Raw genomic sequence first — 9,346 nt, forward strand, 5'->3', positions numbered from 1 at the left:
GCTTTATGGAGGCTCGCGCAATGGCGCATCCCTTTGATGTCTGGGCCTTGAACCCTTTCGATTGGAGGCATTTCGGTGTCTTTCTTCCGCAGACCACGTCTTGTCGTGGCCATTTTTTTGCCGGATGGCGTTGCCCTGCCTGACTTGTGCAGGCCGCCTGTTGCCGCGCCCATATTTCAGTGAATTCCTGAGGAGATGACAGTCATGAGAGCGATGATATCGGCACGGTATGGCAGCAGGCTCGCCGCGATCGGCGCCACCGCCCTGCTGACGGCGGCTGTGTTCGTGCTGCCGGCCAAGGCGGCAACCGATGCGAAGGCGGTCATCAAGACCTATGCCGATATCGGGCTCGCCAAATACGAGGATTCGCTGACCACGGCGCAGGCGCTCGACAAGGCGGTCGACGCCCTGCTTGCCAAACCATCGGTGGAAACCCTCAACGCCGCCCGTGACGCCTGGAAGGCAGCGCGCGTTCCCTACCAGCAGACAGAAGTCTACCGGTTCGGCAACAAGATCGTCGATGATTGGGAAGGCGAGGTGAATTCCTGGCCGCTCGACGAAGGGCTGATCGACTATGTCGCCAAGAGCTATGGCACGGAATCGGACGCAAATTCGCTCTATACCGCCAATGTGATCGCCAACAAGGAGATCGAGATCAACGGCAAGAAGGTCGATGCCACGAACCTGACGCCGGAATTCCTCTCCGGCACGCTGCAGCAGGCCGGCGGCATCGAGGCCAATGTCGCCACCGGCTATCACGCCATCGAGTTCCTGCTCTGGGGCCAGGACCTGCACGGCACCGGCCCGGGGGCCGGCGAGCGCCCGTACACCGACTATGACCTCAAAAACTGCACCGGCGGCAATTGCGACCGCCGCGCGCAATATCTGAAGTCGGCGAGCGACCTTCTGGTCTCCGACCTGCAGAATATGGTCAACGACTGGAAGGAAGACGGTGCCGCCCGCAAGAACCTCGTCGACGGCGAGCCGAACACCGCCATCTCGATCATCTTCACCGGCATGGGCTCGCTGTCCTACGGTGAACTGGCCGGCGAACGCATGAAGCTCGGCCTGCTGCTGCATGATCCCGAGGAGGAGCATGACTGTTTTTCCGACAACACCTACAACTCCCATCTCTACGACGCCATCGGCATTCGCGCCGCCTACCACGCCAGCTATACCAGGCTCGACGGAACCGTCGTTTCGGGACCTTCGGTGGCCGATATGGTGAAGGCGGCCGATCCGGCGATCGACAAGGAGCTGTCGGGCAAGCTCGATGTCACCGTTGCCAAGATGGAGGCGATCAAGGCGCGGGCACTGGCCGGCGAGGCCTACGACCAGCAGATCGCCGAGGGAAACACCGAAGGCAACGCCACCGTGCAGGCGGCGATCGACGCGCTGATCGACCAGACCAAGTCGATCGAACGCGCCGTCGGCACCCTGAAGCTCAATGCCATCGCCTTCGAGGGTTCCGACAGTCTCGACGCGCCGGACAAGGTGTTCAAGTAACCGCCGACAGGCCATGGCCTGATCCGAAGCCTGACACCCGGCTTCGAAATAGGCCATGGTAAGAAATCAAGCCACACGGCGCGGGAGGCGCCGTCAGCCATCTGAGCCGCCAAATGCTGATATGCCATTGCAACATCATCACCGAGAGGGAAATCGAGCAGACGATCATCGGGCTGCTGGATCAGGATCCCTGGCAATTGATCGTGCCGGCGAAGGTCTATCACACCATGCAGAAGCGCGGCCGCTGTTGCGGCTGCTTCCCAAATGTGGTCGAAACGATCATTCGGGTCACCGAAAATTACCACGCCCGCTCGGAGGCGAGCGGCGTCGACATCGTTTCACACCTGGACCGCGTCAGAGGCCTGCGCGTCCAATATGGGAGCAGGATCCATGAAAGGCGAACCGCAGATCATCGAGCGGCTTAACGAGGCTCTTTTTCTGGAGCTGGGAGCCGTCAACCAGTATTGGGTACATTTCCGTCTGCTGGAGGACTGGGGATACGCCAAACTGGCAAAGAAGGAGCGGGCGGAATCGATCGAGGAGATGCACCATGCCGACCGGCTCGTGGCCCGCATCATCTTCCTCGAAGGCCATCCGAACCTGCAGTCCGTGGCGCCGTTGCGCATCGGGCAGAACGTCAAGGAAGTGCTCGAATCCGACCTTGCCGGCGAATATGACGCGCGTACCGCCTACAAGCGCTCGCGTGAGATCTGCGAGGAAGCGGGCGATTACGTGTCGATGAAGCTGTTTGAGGAATTGCTGTYCGACGAGGAAGGTCACATCGACTTCCTCGAGACGCAGCTCGACCTGCTTGCTTCGATCGGCGAGGAAAAATACGGCCAGCTCAACGCCGCATCGGCGGACGAGGCGGACTAAGGACATGCGGGAATGCGGCGCCTGCTAGAATTCGTGCGCCGCTTGCGGCGGGCCAATGGCTCGCCGCCTCGTCACAAAACGCCAGCCGGATCGGCGCGTGGGCGCTGTGTCGTCCTCGTGGTGGCGCTCACCTCTTCAGCGATTGCCGGCGACCTTCAGCCCGCCGGCCTCGGCACCACGCGCACCGACCTCAATCCGAAGGATCAGGCGCGCGTCACAGCCACCACCAGGCCGACGTCGGATTTTTCCAAGCCCGAGCAGTTCGAACGGATGCAAGGTGGCGCCGGCACGTCCAGGAAGGACGTCAGCCGCGATTCCTTCTCCCAATCCTCAGCCAACATCACCTTCGAGGAAGAGGGCACATTCAAGCTCGGCAACGCCCTGTTCCGCAAGAACTGGGTGTCGTCGCCATCCTCGACGCAGGCTTCGGACGGGCTCGGTCCGCTGTTCAATGAACGCGCCTGCCAGAATTGCCATCTGAAGGATGGCCGCGGCCGTCCGCCGCAAGGCGACGTCGGCACCACCTCGATGTTCCTGCGGCTGGCCCGCGAGGCGAGCAGCGCGGAAGAGAAGGCAGCGCTTGCCGATCACCGGCTGCCTAACCTTCCCGACCCTGTCTACGGCTCGCAATTACAGGAGCTGGCCGTGCCAGGCCTGCGCGGCGAAGGCAGGATGCATGTCGACTATCAGGAACGGCCGGTGACGCTGGCGGACGGCACGGTGATTTCGCTGCGCAAACCCAGCTATTCGGTCATCGATTCCGGCTATGGGCCGCTTGATCCGCGCACCACGCTATCGCCGCGCCTGACGCCGCCGATGATCGGCCTTGGCCTGATCGAGGAGATCGCACCGGCGGATATCCTTGCCAATGCCGACCCGGACGACCGGAACGGTGACGGCATTTCCGGCAGGCCCAACATCGTGCGCGACGGCCAGAGCGGGGAGCTGACGCTTGGCCGTTTCGGCTGGAAGGCGCAGACCGCCTCGATCCGCCAGCAGGCGGCGGATGCCTTTGCCGGCGACATCGGCATCTCGACGCCTGAAGAGCCGAAACATTGGGGCGACTGCACCACCGCACAGGAAAAATGCCTGACCATGCCGAATGGCGTGCAGCAGCGCCTCGGCCCGGTCGAGGCACCGGCGCCGGTGATGGATCTCGTCACCTTCTATTCGCAGAACCTGGCGGTGCCGGCACGCCGCGACCTCGACACACCGCAGGTGCTCGCCGGCAAGAAAATCTTCTACGAGACAKGCTGCATTGCCTGCCACACGCCGAAATTCGTCACCCGACGCGGCACGCCCAACCAGGCGCAGGCCTTCCAGTTGATCTGGCCTTATTCCGACTTCCTGCTGCACGACATGGGGCCGGATCTGGCCGACGGCCAGGCCGTGGGCGAAGCGACAGGCAAAGAGTGGCGCACCCCGCCACTGTGGGGCATTGGTCTCACCGAAACGGTCAACGGCAATTCCTTCTTCCTGCATGACGGGCGCGCGCGCAGCCTGACCGAGGCGATCCTGTGGCATGGCGGCGAGGCGCAGAAGACGCGCGATCGCTTTGCCGCCGCCAACGCTGCCGACCGCGATGCACTGCTCAAATTCCTGGAGTCACTGTGATGCTCAAGCGCTCTGTACTGGTTCTCGTTTTGCCGCTGGCTCTGGTGGGCGTCGCCCCGGCGTCGGCGGCTGTGAAAGCCTCCGAAATCATCCAGCGGGCGGTCGACGGCTTTGTCCGCCCGGCCTATGCCGGCCTGCACGACCACGCCGGCCATTTAACCAAGGCAATGCACACGCTCTGCACCGCGCCCTCTCAAGAAGACCTCGATGCGGCTCGGGCCCAGTTTTCGGCGACGGTCGATGCCTGGTCGTCAGCCGAGATCATCGGGTTCGGGCCGATCAAGGAGAACAACCGGCTGGAGCGCATGCTGTTCTGGCCGGACCGCAAGAGCATCGGCCTGAAGCAGGTGCAGGCGGCGCTGTCCGACAAGGACCCGACAGCAACCGATCCGGCACAGCTGGCCGGCAAGAGCGTCGCAATGCAGGGCTTGGGCGCGCTGGAATTCGTCCTCTACGGCGATGGCGCCGAGGCGTTGACGGGCAAGGCCGATCCCTATCGCTGCGCTTATGGCGCGGCGGTTGCCGGCAACATCGAAACCATGGCCGGCGAGGTTAGCGCCGCCTGGAACAAGCCGGACGGCTTTGCCGCCCTTTGGGCCAATCCGGGGCCGCAGAACGCGCTTTATCGCGACGGCAACGAAGCGGTGACCGAACTGGTCGGTGTTTTCATCAATGAACTGGAAATGGTGCGCGATGTGCGCCTGAAGGGCTTTTTCGGCGGCAAGCCGGATGCGGACAAGCCCAGGCAGGCAATCTACTGGCGGTCGCGGAGCACCACCAATTCGCTGGCAGCCAATCTGTCGGGAATAGACGATCTGTTCCAGGCCTCGAAGCTCGGCGACGCACTGCCGCCCGACGCGCGCTGGATGGCGGAATCGATCCACATCCAGCTGGTCAATGGTGTCGCCACTGCCAAGGCGGTCAGCGGTCCGATCGACAAGGCACTTGCCGATCCGGCGTTGCGCGAAAAGCTCGATCATTTCGCGCTGATCACCTCCAGCCTGTCGACCCTGATCGGCACCAGGCTGACCGCCGAATTCGGCCTGACCGCCGGCTTCTCGTCGCTCGACGGAGACTGAGCATGCGTACGCCGCTGATCGACCGCCGCGATTTCCTCCGGGCCGCAGGCATTGGTTTTGCCGCCGCGATGGCGCCGTCGGCTTGGGCAACGACACTGGCGGCCGACACCGTCTTCGCTACCGCCTTTGTCAAGCGCGACGGCAGTTACGGCGCGGCCGTCCTGTCCGAGGCCGGCAAGCTCCTGCATGCGATCGACCTGCCCGATCGCGGCCACGACGTCACTTTCGATCCGGTCTCGAAGCGCTCCGTGGTCTTCGCTCGCCAGCCGGGCACTTTCGCCGTGGTCTTCGATCATTCGGGCCGCGAGAAGCCGCTGACCATCACTAGCATCACCGGCCGGCATTTCTTCGGCCATGGCGTGTTCTCGCCCGACGGCGCTTTGCTCTATGCAACCGAGAATGATTTCGACAATGCCGCCGGTGTAGTCGGCATCTACGATGCGCGGGCGAAATTCAGCCGCATCGGCGAATTCCCGACCTATGGCATGGGTCCGCACGAGCTTCTGCTCCTGGGCGACGGCAAGACGATTGCTGTTGCCAATGGCGGCATCGAGACCCATCCGGACTATGGCCGCACCGAGCTCAACATCGCCACCATGAAGCCGTCCTATGTGCTGATCGACCGCGTCACCGGAGACCTCATCGAGAAGCACGAACTGCCGGCGGCACTGCACCAGCTGTCGATCCGCCATATGGACACCGACCGGTCCGGCACCGTCTGGTTCGGCTGCCAGTACCGGGGGCCGGGCACCAATCGGCCGCTTCTGGTCGGCCGCGCCGTGCGTGGCAAGGAGTTGCAACTGCTCGACATGCCGCAGGACGTCCTGTCCGGTTTCCGCAACTATATCGGCTCGGTCGCCGCCAATCCGCTTGCCGGCACCGTTGCCGTCTCTTCGCCGGAGGGCAATTCGCTTGTGGTGATCGACGCGGCGAGCGGCAGGATCGTCTCGAACAACGCGCTGGTCGAGGTCTGCGGCGTGGCGCCCGACGGAACCAGCTTCATGGCGACTACAGGCGCCGGCGAAATCATCGAGGGCAGCGGTGCGACACGCTCCGAACCGGACTATGTCTGGGACAATCATATGCTGCGCATCGAACAGGCTGCGTAGCTACTTTTCTGCCGGGCCGAAACGAAGCCGCTTAACAAATTATGCACTATCCCCTTGCGGTGGCGGGCCGTGGCGGGCACAGGGAATTGTTTCTCGAACCGGTCGTTTCATGAAATTGCTTGCCATCGACTGTGCCGCCAACCTCTGCGCCGCTTGCGTCTATGACACCGAGGCGAAGCAGGAGCTTGGCCGCTCGGTGCTCGATCTCGGCAAGGGCCATGCCGAGCACCTGATGGCCGCCATCGCTGAAGCGCTGAAGGCAGGCGCAACCGACTATGCCGGTCTCGACGCCATCGCCGTCTCTGTCGGTCCCGGCTCCTTCACCGGCCTGCGCGTCGGCGTGTCGACCGCACGCGGCCTGGCGCTGGCGCTGAAGGTTCCGGCGATTGGGGTGACGACGCTGGAGGCGCTGGCCGCCGAGGCAGCCGGGACATTTCCTGGCCGCGCCGTGCTGGCGGCGCTCGACGCCGGCCGCGAGGAACTCCATGCCGCCCTTTTCGATCAAATGTCAGTTTTGACTTACGGTCCGGCTGTGACCACACTGGCGAGTGCCGTGGCCATGGCGACGGAAAGCGCTTCGGTGCTCGCCGGCACCGCGGCTGTGCAAATCGCTGCCTCAGCAGGGCGCGCCTTCGATGTCGGCCCCGAGACGGCCACCGCCGACATTCTCACATACGCTCGCCTGGCGGCCGGCAAGGGCGCGGGCGAAAGGCCGAAACCGCTCTATTTGCGTGGTGCGGACGCCAAGCCGCAGGCCGGGTTCATACTATCAAGGCAACAAAACTAATGCGCATACCTTTTCTCCAACCACGCCGCCGGGACTATGCGCTCGAGCCGCTGAGGATCACCGACAGCCCGGCGGTCTCGCTGCTGCATCGCGAGGATTTTGTCCGCCCCTGGACCGACGGCGAATTCGCCGCCTTGCTCGAACAGGATACCGTGTTCGGCTATGCCGCGCGCGAGACCGGGCAGGGCGCCAAGCCGCCGGTCGGCTTCGTGCTGGCCAGGCTGGCGGCCGGTGAGGGCGAGATCCTGACCGTCGCGGTGGCGCGCTCGCACCGCCGGCAGGGACTGGGCTGGCAGTTGATGGATGCGGTGCTGCGCGAACTGCACGCTCAGCGCGCCGAAGCGCTGTTCCTCGAGGTCGACGAGACCAACGTCGCTGCGATCGCTCTCTACCGGCGACTGGGCTTCCGCGAAGTCGGCAAACGCCCCAATTACTACAGGTCGTCCGAGCATGGACCGACCGGGGCGCTTGTCATGCGCCGCGATCTTCGCTAGCCAGAGGCGCCAAATCCAAGGGTTAGCGCTTCCAAAAAAGGACGCGCGGCGCTGTAACGGCAGGGCCGGGACTGTATGATCGCAAAAATCAGGATTTTCCTGTCGCTGGGCCTCGTCACCGCCGGTTCGCTGGTCCTGGTGCCGTTGCAGATCCTGTCGATGAAGACCGGCTGGTGGCCGGAAACCTTCATCCTGAAAATCTGGCACAGGCTGATCGTCCGGGCGCTGGGCATGCGCATCCATGTCAAGGGCGCGCTGTCCGACAAACGTCCACTGCTGGTCGCGTCCAACCACATCTCGTGGACCGACATCATGGTGCTCGGCTCCATGGTCGATGTGAAGTTCATCGCCAGAGCCGATATGGAAGGCTGGCCGCTGATCGGCATGCTGTCGAAGCTGCAGCGCACCGTTTTCATCGAGCGCGAGCGCAAGCGTTCGTCCGGCGACCAGGCAAGCGAGATCGCCAGCCGCATGGCCAAGGGCGACGCCATGGTGCTGTTCGCCGAGGGATCGACCGGCGACGGCAACATCGTCCTGCCCTTCAAGAGCACGCTGTTCGGCGCCGCCTCGATGGCGATTTCAGAAGGCGCGGCCGAACAGGTCTTCATCCAGCCGGTGGCGATCGCCTACACGCGCCTGCACGGCGTGCCGCTCGGCCGTCGGCACCGGCCGCTTGCCGCCTGGATCGGCGATGAAGACCTGATGCCGCATCTCAAGGTGTTGCTGAAGGAGGGGGCACTCGACGTCGAGGTGCATTTCGGCGAACCGATCGCCTTTTCCAAGGGCTCGAACCGCAAGGAAACGTCGAAGCTGATGGAAAGCCAGGTGCGCGCGATGATGCAGGCGGCACTCGCCGATCCGCGCCCGAGCCGATAGACTGGTGATGGGTGCGCCAGTCTGTGCGTGACGGCCGTGGCGGAGAATCGTCTGTTTTTTGTCATCGAAAGGCGTTAGAAGCCGCCGGATGGACTTGAACACGATAGAGCGTGACGACATTGACGCCGCGGCCGAAGCGATGGCCGTGCCGGCGGCAGCCACCAGGAAGGTCTTCATCAAGACCTATGGCTGCCAGATGAACGTCTATGATTCACAGCGCATGGCCGATGCGCTGGCCGCCGACGGCTATGCCGCCACCGATGCCATCGGCGAGGCCGATCTGGTGCTGCTCAACACCTGCCATATCAGGGAGAAGGCGGCCGAAAAGGTCTATTCCGAGCTCGGCCGTATCCGCGATATGAAGGCAGAACGCGCCGTGGCAGGCCGCGAGATGCTGGTCGGCGTCGCCGGCTGCGTGGCGCAGGCCGAAGGGGCCGAGATCATCCGCCGTTCGCCGGCCGTCGATCTGGTCATCGGCCCGCAGACCTATCACCGGCTGCCCGACGTGTTGGCGCGGGTGCGCGGCGGCGAAAAGATCGTCGAGACCGACTACGCCATCGAGGACAAGTTCGAGTATCTGCCGCAGCCCAAACGCGCCGAGGTCATCAAGCGCGGCGTCACCGCGTTCCTCACCGTCCAGGAAGGCTGCGACAAGTTCTGCACCTTCTGCGTCGTGCCCTACACCAGGGGCTCCGAAGTGTCGCGGCCGGTGGCGCAGATCGTTGCCGAGGCGCACCGTCTGGCCGAAGCCGGCGTGCGCGAGGTGACGCTGCTTGGCCAGAACGTCAATGCCTGGCATGGCCAGGGCGAAAACGGCGAGGAATGGGGCCTTGGCCGCCTGCTGCTCAGGCTGGCCGAAATCCCAGGGCTGGCGCGGCTGCGCTACACCACCAGCCACCCGCGCGACATGGACGATGAACTGATATCAGCCCATCGTGATCTGCCGGCGTTGATGCCCTATCTGCACCTGCCGGTACAATCCGGGTCCAACCGCATCCTCAAGGC

10 protein-coding genes are annotated in these 9,346 nt (G+C 63.9%); all 10 read left to right on the forward strand.

Going from position 1 to position 9,346, the window contains the following annotated elements; all coding sequences use genetic code 11:
* The first annotated feature begins 213 nt into the window (after positions 1–213).
* Positions 214–1,506, forward strand: a complete 1,293-nt coding sequence (locus ACXJ7R_RS17185) for an imelysin family protein (RefSeq protein WP_457152888.1) — start codon at positions 214–216, stop codon at positions 1,504–1,506.
* A 113-nt stretch (positions 1,507–1,619) separates the two neighbouring features.
* Positions 1,620–1,931, forward strand: a complete 312-nt coding sequence (locus tag ACXJ7R_RS17190; protein ID WP_457152880.1) for a (2Fe-2S)-binding protein — start codon at positions 1,620–1,622, stop codon at positions 1,929–1,931.
* Positions 1,897–2,382: a bacterioferritin gene (gene bfr, locus ACXJ7R_RS17195; RefSeq protein ID WP_457152881.1), complete on the forward strand. Its 486-nt coding sequence runs from the start codon at positions 1,897–1,899 to the stop codon at positions 2,380–2,382. The genes ACXJ7R_RS17190 and bfr overlap by 35 nt, the downstream gene beginning before the upstream one ends.
* A gap of 12 nt (positions 2,383–2,394) precedes the next feature.
* A complete protein-coding gene (locus tag ACXJ7R_RS17200) occupies positions 2,395–3,996 on the forward strand; it encodes a di-heme oxidoreductase family protein (protein ID WP_457152882.1) in 1,602 nt (533 codons plus the stop codon).
* Positions 3,996–5,075 (forward strand): imelysin family protein, encoded by a 1,080-nt coding sequence (locus ACXJ7R_RS17205; RefSeq protein ID WP_457152883.1) that lies wholly within the window; start codon positions 3,996–3,998, stop codon positions 5,073–5,075. Before ACXJ7R_RS17200 ends, ACXJ7R_RS17205 begins: the two co-directional genes overlap by 1 nt.
* A gap of 2 nt (positions 5,076–5,077) precedes the next feature.
* Positions 5,078–6,184, forward strand: a complete 1,107-nt coding sequence (locus ACXJ7R_RS17210; RefSeq protein WP_457152884.1) for a DUF1513 domain-containing protein — start codon at positions 5,078–5,080, stop codon at positions 6,182–6,184.
* Between the two features lie 109 nt (positions 6,185–6,293).
* Positions 6,294–6,971 carry a tRNA (adenosine(37)-N6)-threonylcarbamoyltransferase complex dimerization subunit type 1 TsaB gene (gene tsaB, locus ACXJ7R_RS17215; protein WP_457152885.1) on the forward strand — a complete coding sequence of 226 codons (678 nt, stop codon included), beginning with the start codon at positions 6,294–6,296 and terminating at the stop codon, positions 6,969–6,971.
* Positions 6,971–7,465, forward strand: a complete 495-nt coding sequence (gene rimI, locus ACXJ7R_RS17220) for a ribosomal protein S18-alanine N-acetyltransferase (protein WP_095082444.1) — start codon at positions 6,971–6,973, stop codon at positions 7,463–7,465. The genes tsaB and rimI overlap by 1 nt, the downstream gene beginning before the upstream one ends.
* 75 nt (positions 7,466–7,540) lie before the next feature.
* On the forward strand, positions 7,541–8,341 hold the full coding sequence (gene olsA, locus ACXJ7R_RS17225) for a lyso-ornithine lipid O-acyltransferase (RefSeq protein WP_457152886.1): 801 nt from the start codon (positions 7,541–7,543) through the stop codon (positions 8,339–8,341).
* Positions 8,342–8,429: 88 nt separating this feature from the next.
* A partial coding sequence (locus ACXJ7R_RS17230) for a MiaB/RimO family radical SAM methylthiotransferase (RefSeq protein ID WP_457152887.1) occupies positions 8,430–9,346 on the forward strand: 917 nt, incomplete at its 3' end.

The sequence above is a fragment of the Mesorhizobium sp. P5_C1 genome (assembly GCF_054049815.1).

Bases quoted from the DNA above. Each gene is read 5' to 3' on its own strand.
- ACXJ7R_RS17210 (WP_457152884.1), top strand. From the start codon at position 5,078: ATGCGTACGCCGCTGATCGACCGCCGCGATTTCCTCCGGGCCGCAGGC.
- ACXJ7R_RS17190 (WP_457152880.1), top strand. From the start codon at position 1,620: ATGCTGATATGCCATTGCAACATCATCACCGAGAGGGAAATCGAGCAG.
- ACXJ7R_RS17185 (WP_457152888.1), top strand. From the start codon at position 214: ATGATATCGGCACGGTATGGCAGCAGGCTCGCCGCGATCGGCGCCACC.
- ACXJ7R_RS17205 (WP_457152883.1), top strand. From the start codon at position 3,996: ATGCTCAAGCGCTCTGTACTGGTTCTCGTTTTGCCGCTGGCTCTGGTG.
- tsaB (WP_457152885.1), top strand. From the start codon at position 6,294: ATGAAATTGCTTGCCATCGACTGTGCCGCCAACCTCTGCGCCGCTTGC.
- olsA (WP_457152886.1), top strand. From the start codon at position 7,541: ATGATCGCAAAAATCAGGATTTTCCTGTCGCTGGGCCTCGTCACCGCC.
- rimI (WP_095082444.1), top strand. From the start codon at position 6,971: ATGCGCATACCTTTTCTCCAACCACGCCGCCGGGACTATGCGCTCGAG.